The organism is Candidatus Curtissbacteria bacterium, assembly GCA_024654445.1.
GTDB lineage: Bacteria > Patescibacteriota > Microgenomatia > Curtissbacterales > GWA2-41-24 > JANLHP01.
In genome coordinates this window covers 245472-268154 of record JANLHP010000017.1, presented here as the reverse complement: position 1 = coordinate 268154, position 22683 = coordinate 245472, and the positions used below count along the sequence as shown (strand labels likewise).

Genomic DNA, 22683 nt, shown 5'->3' with positions numbered 1-22683 from the left:
GAGCCAGCGTTGATTATCTGAATAATTGAGGATAATATCAAACGGTTTTTGAGCCCGATAAAGGACTGATAGAATTTGTCATACTCATCGTCAGTAATTCTCCGAATTCCTTGCATAACTCCACAGAAGGTCTGCATATGCCACTTGAGGTTAAAACTCTCTTACAATCGCCACACAGAGGTACACACGGGGTTCACAAGTCCTATCAATTAATCTAGTTTATGACGTTGTCTTTGTAAAAACCTGTCTTTCAGAGCAAAACTGAATCAACTTGATTACAATAGAGTCCCATGAAACAGATAATTACAGCAATTTTAGCAGTTGCCTTAACAGTTAGTCTAATTGTTATTGTCTTTACTATTAATCAAGCAAGTAATGAGGAGCAAAGACTTACCACCGATTTACAATATCGGTCTACCCTTCTTGCGGAAAGTTTCCGCGAGACAGTTGAACCTAATTTTCTCAGTAAATCAGACGAGTCTCTTCAGGCTGTTGTAGAGAAATTTGCCAATAGAGAACGGTTCGGAGGCATCGCGGTATATGATCATAAGGGAAATATCATTGCCGTGTCCTCCAGTCTTCCAAAAGAAATACACGAGGCCCAGCAGATTGCAACAGACGCTATGGATGGAGATAAAGCAAATGGCGACTTTGTTGATTTTAATGATAACAAAACATATCTTTTAGCAATTCCTCTCCATGATGAAAAAAGCGTCGTTGGAGCGCTTATGATTGTGCAGCATGCGGGGTATATCGACAGCAGACTCACAGAAATATGGCAAAATAATTTGGTACGACTTTTTATTCAAATCTTTCTTACTGCTGTTGCTGTCCTGCTCGTAATACGGTGGCTCATCTTTAAACCAATCAGAAATTTAGCAGAATCATTAAAATCTACCAGAACAGGAAACAGTAATACAAACAAATTTTTCGCAAATTCTTTATTATTCCAACCGCTGACAAAGGAAATTTCAAATATCCAGAGGAGTCTTCTCGAGGCACGAATCGCAGCAAGTGAAGAGGCACGAGTAAGTTTAGAAAAACTTGATTCTCCTTGGACTGCTGAACGGTTGAAACAATTTACAAAAGATATTCTCAAAGACCGGACAATTGTTGTTGTTTCCAATCGAGAACCGTACATCCATACAAAAAATGGCAATAAGATTGACTATTATCTTCCTGCAAGTGGTTTGGTAACAGCAATTGAACCGGTCATGCAGGCAACCGGTGGAACATGGATTGCTCACGGAAGCGGAGATGCGGACAGACTTGTTGTTGATAAAAGCGATACTATTCAAGTACCACCAAATGATCCAAAATACACGCTCAAACGAGTATGGCTTACAGACGAAGAAGAAAAAGGATATTACTATGGTTTTTCAAATGAAGCACTCTATCCTCTGTGCCTCATGGCGCATACACGGCCGATTTTTAGCCAGGAAGATTATGGACAATATAAAAAAGTAAACGCTAAGTTTGCAGAAACTGTACTGTCAGAGATAAAACACCTGAAAAAGCCAATTGTTTTTATTCAAGACTTTCATTTTGCGCTGCTACCACGAATGATCAAAGATGCAAGGCCTGATGCGACAGTCGGTCTTTTCTGGCATATTCCATGGGTAAGCGCGGAGTCATTTAGTATTTGTCCCCAGAAAAAAGAAATTTTAGATGGAATGCTGGGGGCAGATCTTATCGGATTTCATACGCAGCTGCACTGTAATAACTTTATAGAAACAGTCGGACGGGAGCTTGAGTCCCTCATTGATTTTGAGCAATTTACCGTTACCAGAAACGAACACATTTCCCTTATCAAACCATTTCCTGTGGGTATCGCTTTTTCTAATAATAATGAAGAGATAGCTGTAACTGAAGAAGAAACACAGGAACGTAAAAAGCTTCTGAAAAACCTTGGCATTGATACAAAATATATCGGTATTAGCGTTGACCGATTAGATTATACAAAAGGAATTCTTGAGCGTATAAAAGGAATCGAACTGTTCTTTATAAAATATCCGTCGTTTCGAGAAGAACTTACCTTTATCCAGATTGCCCCGCCTTCAAAGAGTAAAATAAAAAAATATCAGGAATTTGCTCAAGCAGTAGAAAAAGAAGTAGACCGAGTCAATTCACAATTTAGAATTAAAAACTGGAAGCCGATTGTACTTATCAAAAAACTCCATACTCACGAAGAATTAAATCAGTATTATAAGATCGCTGATTTGTGTCTGGTAACATCCCTTCATGATGGAATGAACCTGGTTGCTAAGGAATTTGTCGCTGCCAGAAATGACGAGAAAGGTGTTCTTATTTTAAGCCAGTTCACCGGCGCTTCAAAAGAATTTAAAGATGCTTTGATTGTGAATCCATATAGCGGAGAGCAAACGTCTGAGACAATCCATACTGCGCTCAAAATGACTTCATCTGAACAGACAAAGCGAATGAAGAAATTACGAAGTTCAGTGAGAAACCATAATATTTACCGATGGTCAGCAGAATTCTTAAAAACAATGGTCAGTTTAGAATAATCCCAGTATGAAGATTGCCATAGTGTGCTCAAATTATTTCAATATTAGGAAAGAAACAGCCAATGGAACTGCGATCTTTGATTATAGCTTGATAACGCAGCTGGTTAAGCATGCACAATCAGAAAACATTACCATAACTGCCTTTGCTTCGGGAAACTCAGAGTTACCGGTAAAAACTATCAGTATTGACAAGAATCCTTCATCTGCAAATGAGGATCTTCTTGCGAGCGGAAAGAATGTGTTATATGAGTTAACTCTTCTTTCAAAAGCTTTTTCCATGCAGGATCAGTTTGATCTGTACCACATAAATATTGGAGATGGAGATCTTGCTTTACCGTTTTATCCATTCGTCAAGAAGCCAATGCTGATTACCATTCACCATATCCTTGATGCTGAATATATAAGGAAATATTTTTCTCTCTATAAGCAAAGCCCAAATGTATTCTTTATTTCTGCCAGCAACGCGCAACGGAAACTCCTACCAAGTCTCAACTATCTTACAGCGATTTATCACGGAATAGACACGAAAGTTTTTCAATTTAACTCAACAGGTGGAGAAAGTATTATGTGGGCTGGCAGGGCAATTCCTGAAAAAGGTATAGATATTGTTGTTGAAGTGGCAGATAGAGTAAAACATGAAGCAAAGTTATTTGGAATTCAAAGAAAAGAACACCAGGTGTGGTTACAAAAAACAGTTCTTAATAAAATCAATGTTGCTAATCGTCCTGTGCCAATTTCTCTTGAAATGGGTTTGCAGAGACTTCAACTGGTAGAGCATTTTCAAACCAGTAAATTATTTCTCTTTCCTGTTGGGTACGAAGAATCATTTGGGCTTGTTCTTATTGAAGCCATGAGTTGCGGGACACCGGTTGTTGCATATGCAAAAGGCTCTATTCCTGAAATAATCAAAGATGGCGTGACCGGTTTTATCGTTAACTCTTCAGATGAGGACATTCGGGGAGACTGGATTATTAAGAAAACAGGCGTCGAGGGACTGATCGAAGCGGTTGAAAGAATTTATTCGATGTCTGAAAATAAGTCTCTTGCTATGCGAAAAGCATGTCGGGAAGAGGTAAAAAAGAGGTTTACTATTGAGGAAATGGTAGAAAACTATATCAAGGCATATAAAACTGTGAGTGAAGCAAGAAGTTGATCAGTGTGTTTCTTGGTAAATTCTGGATATTCCAGCTGGGAGATCCAGACAATTTCTCTGTAAGAGATCCAGTTCTCGAGCAGAAAATTTATTGCCACATTGGTAGCAAATTTTCTGTTTCGGTTTTGGATTGAACCTACTTAGGTTCGGGCAACTTTGCGAAGCAAAGTACCCCTGGTAAATGGTATCCTACCCGCGGAGGGTGACAATATCAGTACCATAGGAAGCGAACCCTACATCCTGAATAATGGCTAAGGTTGGAAACTTTGATTTTTATTGCGAGGAAGCAATTTCTGGAAAGACACCAGTTAAAAAAGTTTATGAGTCGGAAAAGGTTCTGGCTTTTTATCACACAAGGCCAAAATACAAGATCCACATTATTCTTGTCCCTAAAGAACATATTCATGACATCTTGAGCTTGAAAGAAGAACACAAAGATCTAATCTTGGAAATAGTAGAAGTGATAAAGAAAATTGCAACTACTTTGAATATCGAAAAAGACGGCCTAAGATTAATGAATAATCTGGGCAAATACCAAGACACTCCCCATTTACATTTTCACCTGGTGAGCGACGACAATATATGAATTCAACAATTAAAAACCCCTCGCCCCCATCTTTTTCCTCGAGCTTTAGTGTCCAAATACTCAAGATGTTCACTCCTTGATCAATCTTTTGCCTAAAACTGTATAATGCCATGTAGGAAAGGAGGACAAAGTAGATTAATAGATAAACTACCTAAAAATTATGACTGGAACAATTAAAACAAAAACAGATAAAGGCTATGGATTTATTTCTCGTGAAGGAGAATCAAAAGATCTTTTCTTTCACTCTACAGATTTGAGCGGTGTCACATTTGACGAACTTCAAGAAGGAGCAACTGTCGAATTTGATGTTGTTGATGGTGAAAAAGGCCCAAGCGCAAAAAACGTAAAACTTGCCGCGTAACATAGAGCGGCTATAGTTTGTGCATCATTTCAAATCCCTATTAAAATGGGATTGTTTGGAATTGCGTCTGGATAAGAACTAAGTTTAGGCAAATTTTTACCAAAGACCACTTTCGGTTTTTTGGTCTTCTTATTTTGGCTATCTTGGAATTTTTGCCACTTTTCGTATTTAACTTTCGTTGAGTGCATCGTACCGACACAAAACTTGCTTTTGCACTTACACACGTGTGTACAAGCAATACACTCCTCTTTCGGACTCAGCATGTAGGAAATTGTTAATTCGTCACTAGGCTTAATTTTTCTTAGCGCAAAAACCAACGTGTGACCGCGGTACATATAAATCCAACAGTTCGGTTCGCAAGAATGGTTCAAAAGATGAATGCCTGGTTTTTTTAAATTTGGATAAATTGAAGCCTGGTCCGAAAAGTACATTAAATAAAAGTGCTTCTGATCACGATCAAGGTCGTATTCTGCGGTTTTAATTACTTTTCCCAGATAGTCACCGATAATAGTGCCTGCTTTGATTTCTTTTTTAGCAAAAACGCCAAGTCCTTTTTCTTTCGTCTTTTTCGTTTCCCAAAAATCATCCTTTATTAAAAACATCGTGTTTAATTTAACATATGTTTGAGATCCAACCACGACAAGACTTTTCCCATTATTTAAACTGTATCATGTTTTCCACGAGGCGGAGCCATCCGAATTTCTTGCAGAGAGAAAAAGTAATCTGCTAAACTGCTGAGGTGCTTATTGCTTTTTTTTGCTTACTACTCTTTTTTTTCCTTTTCCCAAATTCCGTCCACGCTTACCTGGACCCTGGAACCGGCAGCTACATTACTCAACTAATGATCGGTTTTCTTGCCGGAGCCCTCTACTTGCTAAAAGTAAATTGGCAAAGAATATTATCGCTTGTTAAGAAACTACTCCAAAAACGGAATACATTAAATGGAAGAAAGAATATTAACAAAAGAAGCTAGTTCATTTCGTGACCCAAGTGGCTTTGTTTTTTATCACAGAAACACCGTTTTCCGCCAAGTAAATATTAGCTTTAAAGACGATTACAATTTCTTTAAGAAATCTAACCTGTTTAAAAAATTAATTAATGAAGGCCTTCTAATTCCCTTCAAGGAGGTGCCTAACTTTAAGGGCAAGAACAGTGAGATTTTCGCGACTTTGAAATCCGAAAAAATCCCGTTTATTTCGTATCCTTTTGAATGGTGCTTTGAACAACTAAAGGATGCTGCTCTTTGCACGCTTAGGATTCAAAAGCTTTGCCTGAGTTACAATATATCTCTTAAAGATGCGAGTGCCTATAACACCCAATTTTTAAAAGGAAAACCAATCATGATAGACCTGCTCTCTTTTGAGAGGTATCACGAGGGATCCCCGTGGATTGCTTATCGTCAGTTTTGTGAACACTTTCTTGGTCCCTTACTACTCATGAGTAAGGTAGACTCCAGGTTGGAACTACTTTTGGAAAGATACTTGGACGGAATTCCTATAGATCTTACGAGCCGGCTTTTACCGAAGTCCACTTATTTAAATTTGTCTATTCTTGCCCATATACACTTACACGCACGAAATCAGAAAAAATATGGCGCGAACTCTTCTATAAAAAAGCAAAGAGGCAAGTTTTTGACAAAAACCATGCTTTTGGGGATTATTGATAATCTGGAGAGTCTTATTGGAAACACAAGGTATTCTGGCAGTCTAAGTGAATGGGGAGAATACTCTAATTTTATGAACTATTCCAATTCGGCTTTTACTAATAAAAAGAAAATTGTTAAATCATATTTGCTTTTAAAAAAGCCTAAAGATGTTTGGGATCTCGGAGCAAATACGGGTGAGTTTAGTCGAATAGCATCAGATCTGGGAATTCTTACTGTTTCTTTTGATTACGACTTGGATGCGGTTAATAAGAATTATATGCAAGTAAAGAAAAACGGGGAAAAGAATGTTTTACCTCTACTTTTGGATCTGGTTAATCCTACACCCGCTTTAGGCTGGGCGCATGAAGAAAGAAAGTCGCTTCTTGCAAGAGGTCCCAGCGATTTAACAATGGCTTTGGCCCTAATTCATCACCTAAGTATTAGTAAAAACATCCCTTTTGGGTCGATAGCTTCATATTTCGCAAAAATTTGTAAGAGTTTGATAATAGAATTTGTTCCAAAAGAAGACGACAAAGTTCAACTCCTGCTTCAAAACAGAAAAGATATTTTCCCTTGGTATAATCAAAAAACATTTGAGAGCGAATTTGCCAAATATTTTCGAATCGTTAAGAGAAATACAATTGGGGGAAAGTCTCTTCGTATTTTGTATCTTATGGAAGGAAAAAGATGAAGAAATTTGCCCTCTTTTCAAAATACATTAATAGCAAAGTAATCTGGCTGCCTCCTTTTCTTTTTTCGATTATTCCTATTCTGGCCGTTTATGTCCATAATATAAATTTCATTGGCCCGGAACGAATAGTGCTTCCGCTTTTATATTCGTTTGCCTTTACAGTTTTATCTGGATGCGTTGCCTACACAATATTTAAAAACAAAGAAAAAGCAAGCGTTTTTACTTCTATATGGGTTATCCTTTTCTTCTCTTTTGGATACATTTTGTTAATTCTGGGGGAAAATAAAGTAATTGCGGCTATCCCCATAAGCTTAAATAAACTGCTATTTGGACTATACGCGATTGTCTTGGTTGCCATTTTCAGATTTCTCCTGAAGAGTAAATCACTAGAAAAAACCATTACGCTCCTTTTCCTGGTCGCGACAACTATAGCTACGTTGAATTTGGTTAAAATCGTCCCTTTTGAAATAAACAGATGGTTAGATGGCAGAAAACTTAATCAATATGTTTCCGGAAATTTAGGCCAAATAACTGTTCCCAATGAAGCGGATCTCAAGCCCGATATATATTACTTTATTTTTGATCGCTACGGAAGACAGGATGTCTTAGAGAAACATTTTGATTTTCAAAATAGGTCCCACATCGAGTTTTTACAATCTAATGGTTTCTGGGTTGGACATGAAAGCTACGCCAATTATCCCAAAACTTTTCTTTCTTTGAGTTCGTCTTTGAATATAACCTATCTTGATTTTTTGACCCCTATCTTGGGTGACAAACAAGGAGATCAAGTCAACGTCTACAGACAACTTTTACAAGACAACCAAATGGCAAGGTTTTTAAAATCCCAAGGGTATAAATATGTGCTCTATGGGAGTTCGTGGGACCCTCTCCAGGAAAAGGGGATCGCCGACGAAAACTATAATTTACTTGCGGATTTTGACGAGTTCCACTTGTATGTTTATGAAAGAACATTACTTAATTCAGTAAGAGGGGTTATTGAGAATAAACAGCTTTTTACGGGCACAGAAAGATTTAATAAAATAAGTTTAAATCTGGATTACAGATTACATCGAATCAACAGGCAAAAAGATCAACCCCAACCCCTGTTTGTTTTTGGACACTTCCTCCTTCCTCACCCTCCGTATGTATTTTCTCCGGACTGTGATCCTTATAGCCTCAGTACGTCTTCCCAACAAATTCCCGAGGACGGGTACCTGAATGAAGTTCAATGCGCCAATAACATTATGAAATCCTTGATTTCTGAGATCCAATCACGCCAAAATAGACCGGCTGTAGTAATTTTTCAATCTGATGAAGGACCGTATCTACCGCTCAGCTACTTCAATGACAATGGTGAATCGGTGCCGGAAAATTCCGAATCATATTTCATCCACAGCGCCATTTTAAATGCTCTTTATTTGCCCAATAAAGAGGATCCTTCAAAACCTGTCGATTACGCAAAAATGGGATTGAGTCCAAATTTAAGCCCGCTTAATACTTTTAGAACTATTTTGAACTATTACTTTGGCACAAACTTGCCGATTCTGGAGAATAAAACATATTTTTCATTAAATGATGATCGTGTTTACGACTTTAAAGACATTACCGACTCTATCAATTCCGGAAATAGGTTCTAACTTTGCCCACGAGGCTGAGCATTATTTGCAATAATCGCTTTTTGTGCCGCTTTGGGAATCGGATGAAGGCAAGGATAATACTTTTCCCCTGTCTTCCTTAGAAATCCAATCAAACCAGCAGACAGCATGTTGGTAAGTATCAGAATCATGTGTTGCAGCCCAAGCGGGGTCTTTTGAAGATTCGTTTTTTGTCGGTAATCATACACGCCCCAATCTACAAAGGTGTTAATACCCCCTAAATCACTAGGCCCACCCCCGGTAAGTCCCACCGCGGTTGCTATTACTTCCCCCCGCCTCACCTCTATCGGAGGATCGACACTTGTTGTTCGGGAATCCAGCCCTTCGGGGAGAGGGAATTTCTCCGCAATTGCCTGAAACTTGGGTGTGGGGGTAAGCAGGTGTCCAAAACGGTATTGAATTCCACAGGGGTGGGCAAAGTCAAAGGTGTATTGAATTTCGCCAGTGTCCGCCAGGTAGCGGGCCCCGGCAATAACCTGAGCATCATAAGGCGCAGTAACTGTGATCTCGCTGGGGAGGAAAGTATCGAACCGAAAGCCGCCATGGGCTTTATAATCTTCGCCTCTGACCTGTCCGGGATAAAGTATGGAGGTGGCCTTGTTGATATTTACCGGCAACTGAAAAACAAATGGTTCCGGACAGGCATCAAATGACCGAGTGAGTCGTTTGATTTCTGAAGTCGGCAATATTTTTTCGGGAGAGCGAATTGTTGCAACAATCAAAAATATTACAATTCCAACTAGGACAAGGAGCAAGACTTTTCCCATTATTTAAACTGTATCATGTTTTCCACGAGATGGCCGGCTATTTTTAGCTTCAATTTTTTGTGCCCGAGTTTAACGATTAACTTTCTGTTTTGAACTTGTGCTAGTCTAAAATAAATGGAAATTTTATTTCGAGTAAGCGAAACCTCGGCTTTCAAGCTGACGGATGAAGCTTTTAGTTTCGCGAAGCGAGAATCAAAATATCACGGGCCGTGAGTAGTTTATTTTTCCTGGCAGCTTTTTTTTCTGAAATTGTTGGAACTATTGCGGGATTTGGTTCTTCCACAATATTTCTTCCTCTCGCCTTACTTTTTTTCGATTTTAAAACTGCATTGGTACTTGTTGCCCTTATGCACGTCTTTGGAAATATTGGCAGGATTAGTTTTTTTAAACACGGCTTAGATAAACGAATTTTACTTATTTTCGGCATTCCCAGCATCGTACTAACCCTTCTAGGAGCATTATTAGTATCCTTTATCCCCCAACATATACTGAAAGGCATATTGGGAGTATTTCTGATTGTCTATGCAGGTGTTTCTTTTTGGAAAGAAGATTTAAAAGTAAAGTCCTCGCTGCCAAATTCAATTTTGGGAGGAGGGCTTTCGGGTTTTCTGGCGGGATTAATCGGAACCGGCGGGGCTTTGAGAGGGGCTTTTTTAACAGCTTTTGGATTACCCAAAGAAAAATATATCGCAACTGCTGCCGCAATAGCTCTTGCAGTCGACATAACACGGATTCCCGTTTACCTCGCAGGAGGGTTTTTGAGCAGCAAATATTATTGGTATATTCCTTTTTTGTTTATTATCGCCCTTGCAGGCTCTTTTGTTGGAAAACAAATTGTAAAACGAATCTCTCAAAGAAAGTTTAAAAAAATCGTTTTAGTGGCAATTTTGGTTATTGGCTTAACGTTTATTCTGAGCGAAGAAACTCTGGCATTCATGCCAGAGATGAAGCGAATTTTGAAGTGAGGAAGAGAGAACCACGGCCTTTAGGTCGTGGGGATCTATTTACGATTGGTTATAATGCAGGTGTCGTATGAGAGTATTTGCCTTTCTGACCTTCAAAATTATATTGAATTGGGGGTGATTTATATTATGAAGTTATTAACTAGAGGTACGGTTGGTTTATTAGTCCTGGCATTCGTCGCTGTGCTTGTCCCGGGCAGTGCGTCGGCGGAGATAAATCATTCTTCTACGTCTGGAAACCTATATGGCTGTATGCCTGACAATGTTGCTACAAGGCTTGTCGAGAGTGGCGCATTTACAACATCAGGCTCGTCGGAGTTCATTCTTTGTGTGGATGGATACACTGCCGTTTATCGTGTGCTTCCGTAAAACGCAACCGTCCCATCTGTGGGCGTCTTTACATCTAGATTGCCTATGATATACTGGCTTTCCGCTGGAAAAACAATTTTGGGGCGATGCTTACGACCAATTAACCGACAAATTCGGCGTCCACTGGATGGTCAATATCTCTTCAGGGGACCAAAAAGAATAATTTCATCTAACTCTTACCAAATTCTTACTTAATTAAGTCTTGACTTAATTAAGACTTTCATTTATTATCTCTGCATGGATGTTTTTACAGCACTTGCAGAGCCTACACGGCGCAATATTATAGAAATGCTGGCGGCAAATGGTCAGCTTTCGGCAACAGATATCTCCGACAGATTCCATACTAGTCCCCCGGCAATTTCTCAACATTTAAAAGTTTTGCGCGAAGCCAATTTGGTGGAAATGGAAAAACGCGCTCAACAGAGAATTTACAAGATTAATCCGGCTTCTTTGAAGCAACTGGAAGAGTGGGCGAGGAGAATGGGGACTATGTGGGAAGAACGTTTTAGGCGGTTAGACAAAATTCTTGCGGAAGAAAAATCTCTAAAGAAAGGAGGTTTAACCCCATTAGATAACTTGAACGTATCTAACGGGGTAAAGAAAAATGGCAGATGAAAAAGGTATTGTAATCGAGCGTGTTTTTGACGCTCCACGAGAAGCAGTTTGGAAGGCATGGACAGATCCTGAAATGATCAAACAGTGGTGGGGACCGGAAGGTTTTACGGCACCAAGCATTAAGGTCGATTTAAGAGTCGGAGGAAAGAACATCTACGCAATGCACGGACCGGCAGGCTCGGAATGGGACAGAGATATGTATAGCGCGGGCGTAATTAAAGAGCTTGTTCCGAACGAAAAAATAGTCACATCCGATTACTTTTCGGATGAAGAGGGAAACAAAGTGAAACCCGCTTCGGAGGGTCAAGATGCTAATTTCCCTGACGAAATGGATGTGGTTATTACATTCGAAGACGCGGGAGAAGGAAAGACAAAACTAACCATTAGTTATCCTAAACCGGAAAACGAAGAACAATTCCAAGCGATGCTTAAGAGCGGAATGGAAGAAGGTTGGGGTACTTCACTGGATAAGCTACAGAAACTTGTCGAGGCATAGGTTTTGTCATTCTGGGGAGTGAAACGAATCCAGAATCTGATCCTGGTCAAGCCCTTCGACTCCGCTCAGGGATTACTCATGAGAAATTATCGACTGAGCGAGCGAAGCGAGTCGAAGTCTGTAAGCGATCAATCGATTCACCGCTACAAATCGAAAAAGGTAAGTCTTCTTATATACTGTATATGTGCTAAGAGTTTTACTGCTCATCTCTTTAGTCATCATTATCGGCGGAAGTATTTTCGCCTTCATTCACTTTAAAAGTTCCTCAGATAAAACCCAAACAGATTCTGTAGTAGATAAAGTTAAAGACCTAATCCCTAGCGGTAGTGAAGCGGAGAAAAGAGGCAAAAGCCTAAGCAATGGCCACTGCGAAGGGATGGAAAAACCCAAACTAGGCACTCTTCCTATGAATTACGATGATTTTTCAATGATCATCCCCTACGGTGCCGTAATTGGAGACCACGTTATACCAATCGATCATCAATATTTCTCCCCCACAATTTTTAGATCTCCCCGTGATACATACGAAGTAAGAGCGATGGCAGACGCCAAGCTTGTCGCGGTTGAACCACGAAAAAAGCCAGATTACACCGAGTACCGCATGGTTTTTTCTATGAGTTGCAGATTGTTTTACTATTACGATCTTGTAACAAGTCTTTCTCCTGATATTCAGAAAGTAACCGGTGACCCTGATGACAAATCTTACAAGAGAGACGTTAATATTCCGGTTAAAGAAGGCCAATTGATCGGAAGAATTGGCGGTCAGACACTCGACTTTGCAGTCTGGGATACAGAAAAAGTACTAAGTGGATTTCTAGACCCCAAACAGTACGAGGCCGAAAGATGGAAAATCCACACTGTTGACCCGCTCGATTACTACACTGAAAAGCTCAAAAATCAAGCGCTTTCGAAATACCTTAGGACTATCGAGCCTCGAAGTGGCAAAATTGATTACGACATCGATGGACGCCTAATTGGAAATTGGTTCCTAGAAGGAAGCAAAGGGTACGAAGGAACAAAAAGCATAAGTCTTGAAAACTATTCCCAAACGCATCTCGCAATTATACCCGACCATTTGGACCCCGCAACCTATATTGCGTCCTTCGGTAATTATGGAGGCCTGTTTAAACAACTGGTAATCGTCAGCCCACAGATAGACCCAAAAGACGTAAGTATGGAATCCGGCCTAGTCAAATACGGTCTAGACGAATACAACTTTGAGACTCCAGATGGAGAAATGTGGACAGGTATAACATTTGCCCAAAATCTCAGGGTAAGATTACGCGGAACTACACACGCTTGTGTACTTTATCAATTGATCGAGAAAAGAAAGTTAAAAATGGAAGCATTCCCGTCTACGCCTTGTTCCAAAGTCTTGTCTTTCACTTCTGAAGCCAAAATGTATTACAGATAAATCAACGTCCGTGCTCCAGAAAAGACACCGCGAAGTAAATTGTTAAAATCCCCACCAGAAGCAGTCCGGTTTTGATAAGAGTGAACTTTTTATTTTTCTCCATATTAATTTCGGGCATCAAATCCGAAGTCGCAATATAGATAAAAAATCCCGAAGTAATCGCCAAAAGGATAGGTACTTGTCTTTCAAGTACTTCTCCTGTCGTGTAAGTTAGAACAGCACCCAAAAAAGCGGCGGCGGCGCTAAGTATATTTACTAAAATAACTTTCTTTCGAGAAAGCCCCTTGTGAAGTAAAAGCCCGAAATCGCCGATTTCCTGTGGTAATTCGTGCGCAAAAACAGCGAAAGTGCTTACAATCCCAAGCGGAACACTAACCAAAAATGTCGCGGCAATTACAACACCATCCACGAAATTGTGAAGCGTGTCTCCTGCAACAATCAAAGGAATCGTAGATTTTTCTTCTGCTTCCAGCTGATGCTGTTTTTCGTGATGGTGAAACCAATGTATAAACCTTTCCATTAAAAAGAAAACTATGATGCCTGTAAGAACCCACAAATAAACGTCTATTCCCAATTCTTCGGCCTCGTGGGCAGCCTCCGGAAGCAAATCAAAAAATGCTGCCCCCAAAAGAGTCCCTGCGGCAAAAGCGGCAAGAAAATGCGAAATTCTCTGCGCGAAAGATTTATTGGCCAGAAGCGCTAACCCTCCAATAAGAGCTCCGATACTACCGATAAAGGTAAAAATTAAAATGTAGCTTAGTGTCGACATGATTTACAGATTCCAAAAAATTCCAGGCTGTGTCTTTTGACCAAAAACCCTTTCTTTTTCTGAATTTCTTTTTCTATAACATTGATATTGCAGTCCGAAACGTCCTCTATCGATCCGCAGCTTTCGCAAATAAAATGGTGGTGGTCTTCTCTTCCGCTATGCTCATAACGAAATTTACCCTCTCCAAGTTGAAGGGGCGTCACAAGGCCACGATCAGAAAGCATATGCATAATGCGGAAAACGGTCACATCGTCTGCTTTTATGTTGTGTCGTTTGAGATAACTAATGAGGGAATTGACATCCAGCGGTTTGCTTGTGTGCTCAAGCGCCTGAAGAATACCCAAGCGTGCGGGAGTAGCCTTAAGATCTGCTTCTCTTAGTTCCTCCCGACAATCGTGTTTAATCTGTATCATATGCAAGTAACTTGCATTTAGTATAGCTTCTCATTTCCTACTCGTCAACACCCTTGGCATTGAGTTCCACCTTTGCTATAGTGAACTTAGACATGGCTACGGTTGAAAGAGAAGTTAAAACAACTACAACCACAACTCCCCCGGTTACTGCAGAACACCCGCAAAGCGTTTATCAAAAGAAAAAAGCCATTTTTAGAACTTATCAGATAATCTGGTACGTTTTTGGTGTTGTCGAAGTCTTGCTCGCCCTGAGATTTACCTTAAAAGCACTAGGCGCAAACCCCGCAAGCGGATTCGCAGACCTTGTCTACACTCTCAGCGACCCATTGACCTCTCCTTTCAGAACTCTATTCCGTGTAACTGTCACCGAAGGCTCTGTTTTCGAATGGACGACAATCGTCGCGATGCTTGTCTACGCATTAATCGCCTACGGTTTAGTCGAACTTATGCAGCTCGTTAAGCCCACAACTCCCCAGGAAGTCGAGCAAAAAGTCGACAAGTAACTTTTCCCCCGTGCTATTATTATTCACATGAAAGGCCTTGTCACAAACATCGAAAAAACGACTTTAGAGAATAACGACTTCCGCCGAGTTCTGTATACCGCGAAAAATTCTCAACTCGTGGTAATGAGCCTTAAGCCTGGAGAGGCAATCGGAGAAGAAGTTCATGATCTCGATCAATTTTTGAGGATTGAAAAAGGCAAAGGAAAAACGATTTTAAACGGCCAAGAAACACCCATCAAGGATGGTTCCGCAATCATTGTGCCCCAAGGAACAAAACATAACGTTGTTAACACTTCACAAACCGAGGACCTCAAACTATATACCGTCTATTCTCCTCCAAACCACAAAGACGGCACCGTCCACCACACCAAAGCCGAAACAGAAGCAAGCGAAGAACATTTCGACGGCAAAACCACTGAATAATGCCTGGCATTGCAAACAAAAAACTCCTAGGACTCAACAAAAACGGTAAGGAAGAACAAATTGTAGTCTCTCACCTGACAATCCGGGAAAGTATTACTTTCCTTGTCTTAAGACTCCTCGCCCTCGAAATAATCGCGGCGATAGGAATAATTATATTCCACAATTTTATTCTTTCACCAACCGTAAAAAACGCGATTAGTCCTGACTTAATTATCTTTAATATCCCTCTCTTCATACTTCTGGTTCTAGTAAAAACATTCATCATGATCTTTATCATCATCCAATGGTTAAACGAATATTACGAAATTACTTCCAAAGAAATAATTCATAAAAAGGGGTTAATTTTCAGGAGAGAAGAAAAGTATAAATTAGAACATCTAGGTTCACTCCGAATAGAGCAAGATGTTATCGGCAGAATCTTAAATTACGGTTCTCTAAAACTTTATAACTGGGCTCTGGGAAAAGAGGTATCGCTTTATCTAATCCATAATCCGAGAAAATATCACCACGTGCTCCAATCGCTCCTCCCTTCAGCAGACGAAGAGAAAAAGGTCTTCCGTGAACATATGCTGGAAAAAGAAAAACTTTAACCAAAAACATCTTACAATGTTATTACCAAATTCCCCTCTTATTCCTTCATTTTCCAATTAACCTCTAATCTAGAATGATAAGTTTAATTTTTACGTTGCTAGTTGCATTAGTTTTCTCGTTTTTCGCGCTCCAGAATACGGCGCCGATCACGCTGCGCGTTTTTGGGTACACGTTCACCAACGTCCCGCTTTATGTCATCACAATCGCGTCAATTCTAATTGGAGTCGGAATTTCTTCGATAGTTTATTTGGCGCGGTCCATTACAGATTCTCTAACAATCTTCGGTAAAAATAGGAGGATCAGAAGCCGCGAAGAAGAAATAAACAAACTTCATGCGAAAATAGACGAATTGGAAACAGAAAATTCCAGATTTAAAGCTGGAAAACCCGCTCCTTTCATCCAATCATCTTTCTCAAAACCCAACGTTTTTCAAAGAATCCGCGGTCGTCTCTCTACCTAACTGCCTCCGTTAAACCCGAAAAATATCGTCGACAGGTCTATGTTTGCAAAGTGCAGATACCACTCGTTCCAAAGCTTGTATCCAATGACAATCACCCAGATTAAAATAATGTGCTTTCTGTACGATTTATAAGCCTTTTCTTCTGATCCCCTCTTAAAAATCAACAGTGAATACGCCATAAAAAGAGGCTCCAGAAAGTTTTGAAAGTAGAAAAACATCATTTCATTCCCTGTTGCAAAAAATAAAATTTGCCCAACCGTCCTGTAAGCAAAAAGGGCGACAATTAACCCTTTAATCCTCCATCTAAGTCCAACAATCAACATGAAAATATAAGAAACGTAATCCGCCACCTTATCAACGTTCTGATATAAAGCCTCGTTCATTCCCATAGCTTGTAGAATATCTCCGTCTACAACGTCCAGGAAATAGTTAGCCCACGAAGCTTGAAACGGAAATTTTAGAATTAATGCAGGGACAATAAATTTAAGAACAATAACAAGAATCGCCAAAAAGTTCATCTTACTCAATTTAAATCACAGCCCTGATATAATCTCAACTATGAACATGTTTAAAACTACTCCTGCTAAGACTCCGGAAGAATATATCGACCTCATCGAAGAGCCGAGAAATCCGAGATTAAAAAACTCCACGCACTAATTAAAAAAACAGTTCCAAAGCTCAAACCATACATCGAAACGGGCATGATTGGTTACGGAAAATACCACTACAAGTATGCAAGTGGTCGCGAAGGAGAGTGGGCAACTATTGCTCTGGCTAGCCAAAAAAACTACATTTCCGTCTACGTTTGCGGTGTAAAAGATGGAAAATACGTCGCCGAAGCTCATAAAGACGATCTCCCAAAGGCAAGCATTGGCAAAAGCTGTATCAGGTTTAAAAAGACGGAGGATATCGACCTTGATGTCCTTAAAAAAGTTATTCTGGAAGGCTCAAAAAACCCAATTGGCTCAAATTGACAAAAAACAGCCTTCACGCTACTCTTAACTCACCCGTATGAGAAATAAGCCAGGATACACAGCACTTATTTGGCCAATAGTAATTGTAATTCTTACTCTCGCCGCTTTTTGGCTAAGACCCTGGGAAGCGAAAACCCAAGAAACAATTTCAGTAACCGCTGAGGGTAGAACTCAAGCAACTCCAAATGTCGCCAAAGTCTCCGCAACTATCGAGACTACAAACGATAACTTAGACAAAGCTCGAGAAGAAAATAGCCAGAAAGTATCAAATCTCGTTTCGGCAATTAAACAGCTAGGCGTTGAGGAAAAAGATATCAAGACTCAAAACCTCTCCGGCGGGCCAGGCTATGAAACTTCCGTAGGCGGCACGGAACCCGCACCCATGATTTATCCCGCGCCTCCCCGACCAAATACTAATCAAGTTTCGACTACTTTAGAAATCACAGTGCGAAACTTTGATAAATCGGACGAGGTACTTGCAGCACTCACTCAAAATGGAGCAACCAACCTTTACGGCCCGAACCTAACGATCGACGATGAAACCATGGAACAAGCAAGGAGTAAGGCCAGAGAAGACGCGGTAGAAGAAGCAAAGAGTAAAGCCGAAGAACTCGCGAAACTTTCCGGAAGAAAACTCGGCAAAGCTGTAAAGATTCAAGAGCAAGGTGATTTTGGATACCCTGTTCCGATGATGGCAAGAAGCGAAGCAGATCTCATGCAGAAAGCAAGCCAGATCCAACCCGGTCAGAACGAAGTTACGATCAATCTAGCAGTCGATTTCGCCCTCAAATAGTATCGCTCCAATAAATGCAGGAAAAATCTAAGACCTTAATCAAGCACGCGACCATCATCGGCCTCGTAATCTCACTGCTCACGTTTACTTTTTCGATTCTTGTCGGCGAATATATAGTCCGTCACACTCTTCCTCAAAACACTTACAACTTTGCCAGACTTCGAGGAATGAATATTTTCGATAGTACAGAAACCCTCCCAATTACGCTTCAAAAAGATGTTAAAGACTACGACCATATCGCATACACTCTGGAATTTAGACATAAAGTAGATACAAACTCACAAGGAATTCGTGGCCGTGAAATATCTTTGGAAAAGCCTCAAAATACTTACAGGATTCTCTTGCTTGGAGATTCAATGACCTTTGGCTGGGGAGTAAACGAAGAAGAAACTTTCGCCAAAGTTCTTGAAAACAACCTTAATACCTGGTCGAAAGAATCAAATCTTGATACAAACTTCGAAGTCATCAACGCGGGTTTTACTGGCGGTAAAACCCTAGATAGCTATTACGTTTTCTTAAATGAAATGGGTCTAAAGTATAAACCCGACCTTGTTGTTCTCAACCTCTTCCCTTACAACGACGTCACCGATCTACTGGAAATGAACTGGGATGAGGTAGACGAAAGAGGCTTGCCGCATAAAATCACATCCAAGTTTCAGTCAACAGAAGACGGTTACATCGTAAATATTTACCAGAAAAACTGGATATACGAAATTCCTGTTGTCAGAAATACCCACCTCGGAATCCTTTTAATGTCTGCAATGGAAAAAGGCTCTCCAAATACAGTTAAAAAAATTAAAAAATCACTCGGGTTTCAAGAAAATCCTCCAAAGTCGATCTCTCAAGAAGAAGCGGTTCCTTGTCTTTCAAATATTACTGCGACAAATACTTCGTGTGTCGCTGAAATTTTACAAGGAATTGAAAAATCCAAAACCTTAATCGCCGGAATTAACGACCTGGTTACACAAAATCAAAGCGCGTTTATAGTTACCATCCTAACTGACCCGCAACAAGCAAAGTCGATCGGAAGACAGATTGAAGATGGTTACAAGCTGGAAGAAGAGCAGCCTCAAAGGGAGTTTCGGGACTTTCTCAACGATAAGAAAATCGCTAATTTGGACTTTCTAAAATTCATGGCCGTTAAAAATTCTCAAGATTATTATTTTGAAAGAGATGGACATTTTAATGTTCCTGGACATAAACGAACTGGCAATTTACTTTCCGCTTTTATCGCGCAAAACTACTTACCAACCGTTACAATCAACCAGGAGTTTCTTAAAGAAAACCAAATCAACCCATCAATCGATTTCGCTTTAAAATAATCCTGAAAATTTCTAATTACCTAATTTCTAATAAATACACTTAGGACTTTTATAATTGGGGATTGTTTAGATTAATTAGAAATTAGAAAAATTAGGTCAATTTAAAACGTGGCCTCATAAAGAAGACAACTAGTGCCCCTAGGCTCACCGCAGAAACAATCACACCCAACTTAAATGACAGCGGATCGTAAACAAACCTCACGCTGTGCTCGCCAGGAGTTAGAGGAACAGCGCGAAATGTGTAATTAGCCCGCAAAATCTTGACCTCATCCCCATCAACCGTCGCCTTCCACCCGGGAAAATAATTGTCGCTTAAAACCAACAATTTCGGCTGTTCGGATCTTGTTTTAACCACAACTTCAGAAGGTTCATACCTAGTTATTTGCGCACTTCCCTCCCCAAACTGCGGACTGATAGGAGAAGGTTCTTCCAAAATCACAGTGTTTCGGAAGTCAAAATCTTTCCTCGTCAGTTTTTCAAAGATCCTGCTTCGTCGTATCTTTTTAACTTCGGAATCACTCAGGGAATCATCCTTAAAATCAGGCGGTCCCTCATAATTAGAGGCAAGCATCACCCTCGGTACAACTTGTAAATTCTCGAAAACTGAATACTTATTCCCTTCAAAAACTTTCTTGAAGTTGTTTTTGGTAATTAGCTCACTTTCACTGTTTTTCCCGATAACGTATTTGACACCTACCATGTCAACCAGTCTTCTTCTCGCCTCGCTACCCAGAATAGTCGCGGTGTCACTCCGCCCCAAGCTCGCATCCGCCCGAAATGTGAACGAGCTAAGGTCTTGCCCCTGCATCGCGTACGTAAACTCTCCATAGCTCTTGTTGTTGAGAGAGTCATACCCTTCTGGCCAGTAAAGACCGTATTGACTCGCAAAATTCACTTCAAAAAAAGCGTCCCCTATTCCCCACGACCTGAAATTCTCCTGATGATCTCTGATAAAACTCAACTCCGGACTTGTTGGAAAGACGTATTTTCTATCACTAAACGAAAAATACTTCCAAGAAAAGTAAAAAATGTGCAAAAATGCAATAAAAATGATCAAAATGGCAACATTTTTCTTGAATTTGGCAAAAAATGTTGCAAAAACGACCAAAAATGTCGTAATTGTGAAGACTCCAAACGGAATTACCATATTTCTTAGGCTAATATTTACGGTTTGACCGATTGGAGCCCCACCCCTCTCAAAGTAAGGTAGTCCAAATTGCTTTGCTGCCAAAAGATACCCAATCACAAAGATGTAAACTACGGCCAAAGCAGCAACCACTCTCAAAATCCCCTCCCCCCCCTTCGTCAGCCATTCATTAAGACCAATAGCCCCCAGGGTTGCGATACAAAATGCATCAATAAAAAGAATTCTGTTGGCAATTGAAGTCGAAAGGAAAGGAATCGGCAGAGAAAGAAATAGCCTCGATGTCGGCAAATCTAAAGTCGTCGATAGAGAAACAACAACAAATACCGTCAGAAAAAGAACAAGCTTGTCTTTATATTTCGCGTAAATCGAATAAAGGGCAAAAAGAAGAGCGGCGATACCGCTAAACATTATTGCTTCGTAATATTGCGCGGAGCCTCCGCGAAACATATTGTAGGTTGCCGGATGCCCGAAAAAATCAGGCGCGATAAACGTCAAGAGCCCCTCGACAGGAACCAAAAACTCAAAAAGTGTCTCTGTTAAGGCGATCTGAGACCGCGCTGAATTTACAAATATTTCCGCGGAAATAACAAGCTGAATAGCGGCAAGCATCGCCCCAAGCACAAAAGCACCAATAAGTTTTGCCCCATCACGCGTGAATAGGGGCTTGAGACCAAGCCTAAAAAGTATGTAAAAAGCGACAAAAATAAAAAGATAAATAGAAGTCTGCATGTAGCCCGCAAGGAAGCTAAACGCGGTCGAAAGAGAAATTATCAGCAAATACCATTTCTTGTCGTTGCGAGCTGAGCGAAGCAATCTGTTTCTAATTGTCGAAGTTTGAGATCCTTCGCTTCGCTCAGGATGACGGGAAGAAAGAAGATCGAATCGTTCAATCGCAAGTAAGATTAGGGGCAGCCACAAAATTGAATGAGGCGACATCACCACTTCTTCTCCCCATGTCAGAATAAAAGGGCTAAAACCGAAAGTTAACGCTCCAAAAATAGCGGCAATCTTAACAAGCTTAAGGCTGCGCAGATACAGAAACATAAAAAACGAGGCTAAAATCGTCGGAGTTACCCTGAGTAGATGCCAAAGCTCAATCTGGGGCAAAAACAAGCCAAAAACATTTAAAGGGTAAAAAACGGCGCTTTGAAAATCAGCTGCATGAGGGTGCCCCGAAAACGCGTATGGGTTCCACAAAGGAATAATAAAATTGCGAAATTGTTCGAAAGTGACTTGGTAAAACGGAAAATAAATTCGCAGCTGATCCCAACCAGTGTTCTTGAATGGCAGGTTTTCACTATAAGGCGGGTAATAAGAAACTAAAAGATTGCCGTTCAGGTTGACTTTTCCCATTAATATGGGCCAAAATATAATCAGAGTTAGAACGGTAAAGAGCAAGAAAATACGCAAAGGATATTTCTTAATCATAGAGAGATTATCAAGTCTGCCCGTGTAAATTTCAAATGCGAGAACGAAACGAAAGACAACCTTCTGTCCCCAATGCAGCCAGCCTCATGAGAGGCTACAAATCCGCCCTAGGTTTCGATGGATATTCAGGAGCCGTAAACAGACCTGTTAACGGTACCAGAGAACCAATTGTGGACGCGATCTATCAGCACGAAGGAGATGCCGATCACATCGAACTGAAAATACTATGTTCCAGTCATGAACCGATAGAAGTGAACTTGACCGCCGGTGGCGGCTTCGACTCTGTTACTTACAGAGAAACACCTGGATCAGCTTTCGTTCGTGGACAAGACGCGATAGCCCCCGTTACTCAAGTCCTCCAATATATAAAACCTCACTAATTTTCTTAGAAATAAACTCTTTTTTTAAATCAATGTGTAGATAAATGGAGCGACTCCAGTAGCCTGAGCAAAGACCAGGAGCAAACCAAACGCAAGAAGAACGATTACAAATGGAATCAAAAACCAAAGCTTAGCTTTCCACAGAAACTCTAACAACTCCCCAGCCTCACCGCTTCTAGAAACAAATCCCTTAAGAAACTTCATAAGTTTAAAAATCCGAATATCGAATATCAAAATCCGA

Annotated in this window: 26 protein-coding genes; 19 read left to right on the top strand and 7 right to left on the bottom strand. The window is 40.4% G+C overall.

Going from position 1 to position 22683, the window contains the following annotated elements; genetic code table 11:
• Positions 1-290 precede the first annotated feature (290 nt).
• The 4 genes from NUV69_03710 to NUV69_03695 all read left to right on the top strand — a co-directional run bounded on the left by NUV69_03710 (position 291) and on the right by NUV69_03695 (position 4625).
• Positions 291-2525: a trehalose-6-phosphate synthase gene (locus NUV69_03710; protein ID MCR4324765.1), complete on the top strand. Its 2235-nt coding sequence runs from the start codon at positions 291-293 to the stop codon at positions 2523-2525.
• Positions 2526-2532: 7 nt separating this feature from the next.
• Entirely contained in the window at positions 2533-3678 is a 1146-nt protein-coding gene (locus NUV69_03705; GenBank protein MCR4324764.1) for a glycosyltransferase, read from the top strand.
• Positions 3679-3925: 247 nt separating this feature from the next.
• A complete protein-coding gene (locus NUV69_03700) occupies positions 3926-4264 on the top strand; it encodes an HIT domain-containing protein (protein MCR4324763.1) in 339 nt (112 codons plus the stop codon).
• 160 nt (positions 4265-4424) lie between these two features.
• The gene (locus NUV69_03695; GenBank protein ID MCR4324762.1) at positions 4425-4625 is read left to right on the top strand and encodes a cold shock domain-containing protein; all 201 of its coding nucleotides are present in this window, start codon (positions 4425-4427) and stop codon (positions 4623-4625) included.
• Between the two features lie 29 nt (positions 4626-4654).
• Here NUV69_03695 and NUV69_03690 read toward each other — a convergent pair whose 3' ends face one another.
• The gene (locus tag NUV69_03690) at positions 4655-5227 is read right to left on the bottom strand and encodes an SET domain-containing protein-lysine N-methyltransferase (protein ID MCR4324761.1); all 573 of its coding nucleotides are present in this window, start codon (positions 5225-5227) and stop codon (positions 4655-4657) included.
• 339 nt (positions 5228-5566) lie between these two features.
• Here NUV69_03690 and NUV69_03685 point away from each other — a divergent pair, with 339 nt between their 5' ends.
• A complete protein-coding gene (locus NUV69_03685) occupies positions 5567-6961 on the top strand; it encodes an SAM-dependent methyltransferase (protein ID MCR4324760.1) in 1395 nt (464 codons plus the stop codon).
• Positions 6958-8598 (top strand): sulfatase-like hydrolase/transferase, encoded by a 1641-nt coding sequence (locus NUV69_03680; GenBank protein ID MCR4324759.1) that lies wholly within the window; start codon positions 6958-6960, stop codon positions 8596-8598. The genes NUV69_03685 and NUV69_03680 overlap by 4 nt, the downstream gene beginning before the upstream one ends.
• Here NUV69_03680 and NUV69_03675 read toward each other — a convergent pair.
• Complete coding sequence (locus tag NUV69_03675; GenBank protein MCR4324758.1) at positions 8595-9383, bottom strand: hypothetical protein; 789 nt, start codon at positions 9381-9383, stop codon at positions 8595-8597. The genes NUV69_03680 and NUV69_03675 overlap by 4 nt on opposite strands.
• 209 nt (positions 9384-9592) lie before the next feature.
• On the opposite strand from NUV69_03675, the gene NUV69_03670 reads away from it, so the two are divergent.
• The 5 genes from NUV69_03670 (at position 9593) to NUV69_03650 (ending at position 13239) form a co-directional block, all read left to right on the top strand.
• Complete coding sequence (locus NUV69_03670; protein ID MCR4324757.1) at positions 9593-10348, top strand: sulfite exporter TauE/SafE family protein; 756 nt, start codon at positions 9593-9595, stop codon at positions 10346-10348.
• Between the two features lie 126 nt (positions 10349-10474).
• Positions 10475-10714, top strand: coding sequence for a hypothetical protein (locus tag NUV69_03665; GenBank protein MCR4324756.1), 240 nt, complete (start codon positions 10475-10477; stop codon positions 10712-10714).
• Between the two features lie 237 nt (positions 10715-10951).
• Positions 10952-11329, top strand: a complete 378-nt coding sequence (locus NUV69_03660; GenBank protein ID MCR4324755.1) for a metalloregulator ArsR/SmtB family transcription factor — start codon at positions 10952-10954, stop codon at positions 11327-11329.
• Positions 11319-11825, top strand: a complete 507-nt coding sequence (locus NUV69_03655) for an SRPBCC domain-containing protein (GenBank protein MCR4324754.1) — start codon at positions 11319-11321, stop codon at positions 11823-11825. The genes NUV69_03660 and NUV69_03655 overlap by 11 nt, the downstream gene beginning before the upstream one ends.
• Positions 11826-12009: 184 nt before the next feature.
• Positions 12010-13239, top strand: a complete 1230-nt coding sequence (locus NUV69_03650) for a hypothetical protein (GenBank protein MCR4324753.1) — start codon at positions 12010-12012, stop codon at positions 13237-13239.
• Position 13240: 1 nt separating this feature from the next.
• Here NUV69_03650 and NUV69_03645 read toward each other — a convergent pair whose 3' ends face one another.
• Both NUV69_03645 and NUV69_03640 read right to left on the bottom strand, forming a co-directional pair.
• The gene (locus tag NUV69_03645; GenBank protein ID MCR4324752.1) at positions 13241-14008 is read right to left on the bottom strand and encodes a ZIP family metal transporter; all 768 of its coding nucleotides are present in this window, start codon (positions 14006-14008) and stop codon (positions 13241-13243) included.
• Positions 13996-14421: a transcriptional repressor gene (locus tag NUV69_03640; GenBank protein MCR4324751.1), complete on the bottom strand. Its 426-nt coding sequence runs from the start codon at positions 14419-14421 to the stop codon at positions 13996-13998. The genes NUV69_03645 and NUV69_03640 overlap by 13 nt, the downstream gene beginning before the upstream one ends.
• A gap of 92 nt (positions 14422-14513) precedes the next feature.
• Here NUV69_03640 and NUV69_03635 point away from each other — a divergent pair, with 92 nt between their 5' ends.
• From NUV69_03635 to NUV69_03620, 4 genes are all read left to right on the top strand, one after another.
• Positions 14514-14924, top strand: a complete 411-nt coding sequence (locus NUV69_03635) for a YggT family protein (protein ID MCR4324750.1) — start codon at positions 14514-14516, stop codon at positions 14922-14924.
• Positions 14925-14951: 27 nt separating this feature from the next.
• Entirely contained in the window at positions 14952-15347 is a 396-nt protein-coding gene (locus NUV69_03630) for a cupin domain-containing protein (protein ID MCR4324749.1), read from the top strand.
• A complete protein-coding gene (locus tag NUV69_03625) occupies positions 15347-15937 on the top strand; it encodes a PH domain-containing protein (GenBank protein MCR4324748.1) in 591 nt (196 codons plus the stop codon). The genes NUV69_03630 and NUV69_03625 overlap by 1 nt, the downstream gene beginning before the upstream one ends.
• Positions 15938-16011: 74 nt before the next feature.
• Complete coding sequence (locus tag NUV69_03620) at positions 16012-16398, top strand: lipopolysaccharide assembly protein LapA domain-containing protein (protein MCR4324747.1); 387 nt, start codon at positions 16012-16014, stop codon at positions 16396-16398.
• Here the strand turns inward: NUV69_03620 and NUV69_03615 are convergent.
• Complete coding sequence (locus NUV69_03615; protein ID MCR4324746.1) at positions 16395-16916, bottom strand: hypothetical protein; 522 nt, start codon at positions 16914-16916, stop codon at positions 16395-16397. The two genes, NUV69_03620 and NUV69_03615, sit on opposite strands and share 4 nt — an antisense overlap.
• 138 nt (positions 16917-17054) lie before the next feature.
• Between NUV69_03615 and NUV69_03610 the strand changes: the two genes are divergently transcribed.
• Genes NUV69_03610 through NUV69_03600 form a run of 3 tightly spaced genes read left to right on the top strand, consistent with a single transcriptional unit; the run spans position 17055 to position 19487 of the window.
• Positions 17055-17372 (top strand): DUF1801 domain-containing protein, encoded by a 318-nt coding sequence (locus tag NUV69_03610; GenBank protein MCR4324745.1) that lies wholly within the window; start codon positions 17055-17057, stop codon positions 17370-17372.
• Positions 17373-17409: 37 nt separating this feature from the next.
• Entirely contained in the window at positions 17410-18165 is a 756-nt protein-coding gene (locus NUV69_03605) for an SIMPL domain-containing protein (protein MCR4324744.1), read from the top strand.
• Positions 18166-18179: 14 nt separating this feature from the next.
• Positions 18180-19487: an SGNH/GDSL hydrolase family protein gene (locus NUV69_03600; protein MCR4324743.1), complete on the top strand. Its 1308-nt coding sequence runs from the start codon at positions 18180-18182 to the stop codon at positions 19485-19487.
• Positions 19488-19578: 91 nt separating this feature from the next.
• Here the strand turns inward: NUV69_03600 and NUV69_03595 are convergent, their stop codons facing one another.
• The gene (locus tag NUV69_03595; GenBank protein ID MCR4324742.1) at positions 19579-22062 is read right to left on the bottom strand and encodes a YfhO family protein; all 2484 of its coding nucleotides are present in this window, start codon (positions 22060-22062) and stop codon (positions 19579-19581) included.
• Positions 22063-22097: 35 nt separating this feature from the next.
• Between NUV69_03595 and NUV69_03590 the strand changes: the two genes are divergently transcribed.
• On the top strand, positions 22098-22442 hold the full coding sequence (locus tag NUV69_03590) for a hypothetical protein (protein MCR4324741.1): 345 nt from the start codon (positions 22098-22100) through the stop codon (positions 22440-22442).
• A gap of 24 nt (positions 22443-22466) precedes the next feature.
• Here NUV69_03590 and NUV69_03585 read toward each other — a convergent pair whose 3' ends face one another.
• Positions 22467-22646: a DUF5989 family protein gene (locus NUV69_03585; protein ID MCR4324740.1), complete on the bottom strand. Its 180-nt coding sequence runs from the start codon at positions 22644-22646 to the stop codon at positions 22467-22469.
• Positions 22647-22683: the final 37 nt, after the last annotated feature.

What these genes read in the sequence shown, in the direction of transcription:
- NUV69_03645 (MCR4324752.1), bottom strand. Translation starts at nt 14,008, where the DNA reads ATGTCGACACTAAGCTACATTTTAATTTTTACCTTTATCGGTAGTATC.
- NUV69_03630 (MCR4324749.1), top strand. Translation starts at nt 14,952, where the DNA reads ATGAAAGGCCTTGTCACAAACATCGAAAAAACGACTTTAGAGAATAAC.
- NUV69_03590 (MCR4324741.1), top strand. Translation starts at nt 22,098, where the DNA reads ATGCGAGAACGAAACGAAAGACAACCTTCTGTCCCCAATGCAGCCAGC.
- NUV69_03660 (MCR4324755.1), top strand. Translation starts at nt 10,952, where the DNA reads ATGGATGTTTTTACAGCACTTGCAGAGCCTACACGGCGCAATATTATA.
- NUV69_03665 (MCR4324756.1), top strand. Translation starts at nt 10,475, where the DNA reads ATGAAGTTATTAACTAGAGGTACGGTTGGTTTATTAGTCCTGGCATTC.
- NUV69_03635 (MCR4324750.1), top strand. Translation starts at nt 14,514, where the DNA reads ATGGCTACGGTTGAAAGAGAAGTTAAAACAACTACAACCACAACTCCC.
- NUV69_03675 (MCR4324758.1), bottom strand. Translation starts at nt 9,383, where the DNA reads ATGGGAAAAGTCTTGCTCCTTGTCCTAGTTGGAATTGTAATATTTTTG.
- NUV69_03710 (MCR4324765.1), top strand. Translation starts at nt 291, where the DNA reads ATGAAACAGATAATTACAGCAATTTTAGCAGTTGCCTTAACAGTTAGT.
- NUV69_03625 (MCR4324748.1), top strand. Translation starts at nt 15,347, where the DNA reads ATGCCTGGCATTGCAAACAAAAAACTCCTAGGACTCAACAAAAACGGT.
- NUV69_03695 (MCR4324762.1), top strand. Translation starts at nt 4,425, where the DNA reads ATGACTGGAACAATTAAAACAAAAACAGATAAAGGCTATGGATTTATT.
- NUV69_03595 (MCR4324742.1), bottom strand. Translation starts at nt 22,062, where the DNA reads ATGATTAAGAAATATCCTTTGCGTATTTTCTTGCTCTTTACCGTTCTA.
- NUV69_03685 (MCR4324760.1), top strand. Translation starts at nt 5,567, where the DNA reads ATGGAAGAAAGAATATTAACAAAAGAAGCTAGTTCATTTCGTGACCCA.
- NUV69_03585 (MCR4324740.1), bottom strand. Translation starts at nt 22,646, where the DNA reads ATGAAGTTTCTTAAGGGATTTGTTTCTAGAAGCGGTGAGGCTGGGGAG.
- NUV69_03705 (MCR4324764.1), top strand. Translation starts at nt 2,533, where the DNA reads ATGAAGATTGCCATAGTGTGCTCAAATTATTTCAATATTAGGAAAGAA.
- NUV69_03700 (MCR4324763.1), top strand. Translation starts at nt 3,926, where the DNA reads ATGGCTAAGGTTGGAAACTTTGATTTTTATTGCGAGGAAGCAATTTCT.
- NUV69_03690 (MCR4324761.1), bottom strand. Translation starts at nt 5,227, where the DNA reads ATGTTTTTAATAAAGGATGATTTTTGGGAAACGAAAAAGACGAAAGAA.
- NUV69_03615 (MCR4324746.1), bottom strand. Translation starts at nt 16,916, where the DNA reads ATGAACTTTTTGGCGATTCTTGTTATTGTTCTTAAATTTATTGTCCCT.
- NUV69_03655 (MCR4324754.1), top strand. Translation starts at nt 11,319, where the DNA reads ATGGCAGATGAAAAAGGTATTGTAATCGAGCGTGTTTTTGACGCTCCA.
- NUV69_03620 (MCR4324747.1), top strand. Translation starts at nt 16,012, where the DNA reads ATGATAAGTTTAATTTTTACGTTGCTAGTTGCATTAGTTTTCTCGTTT.
- NUV69_03605 (MCR4324744.1), top strand. Translation starts at nt 17,410, where the DNA reads ATGAGAAATAAGCCAGGATACACAGCACTTATTTGGCCAATAGTAATT.
- NUV69_03600 (MCR4324743.1), top strand. Translation starts at nt 18,180, where the DNA reads ATGCAGGAAAAATCTAAGACCTTAATCAAGCACGCGACCATCATCGGC.
- NUV69_03680 (MCR4324759.1), top strand. Translation starts at nt 6,958, where the DNA reads ATGAAGAAATTTGCCCTCTTTTCAAAATACATTAATAGCAAAGTAATC.
- NUV69_03640 (MCR4324751.1), bottom strand. Translation starts at nt 14,421, where the DNA reads ATGATACAGATTAAACACGATTGTCGGGAGGAACTAAGAGAAGCAGAT.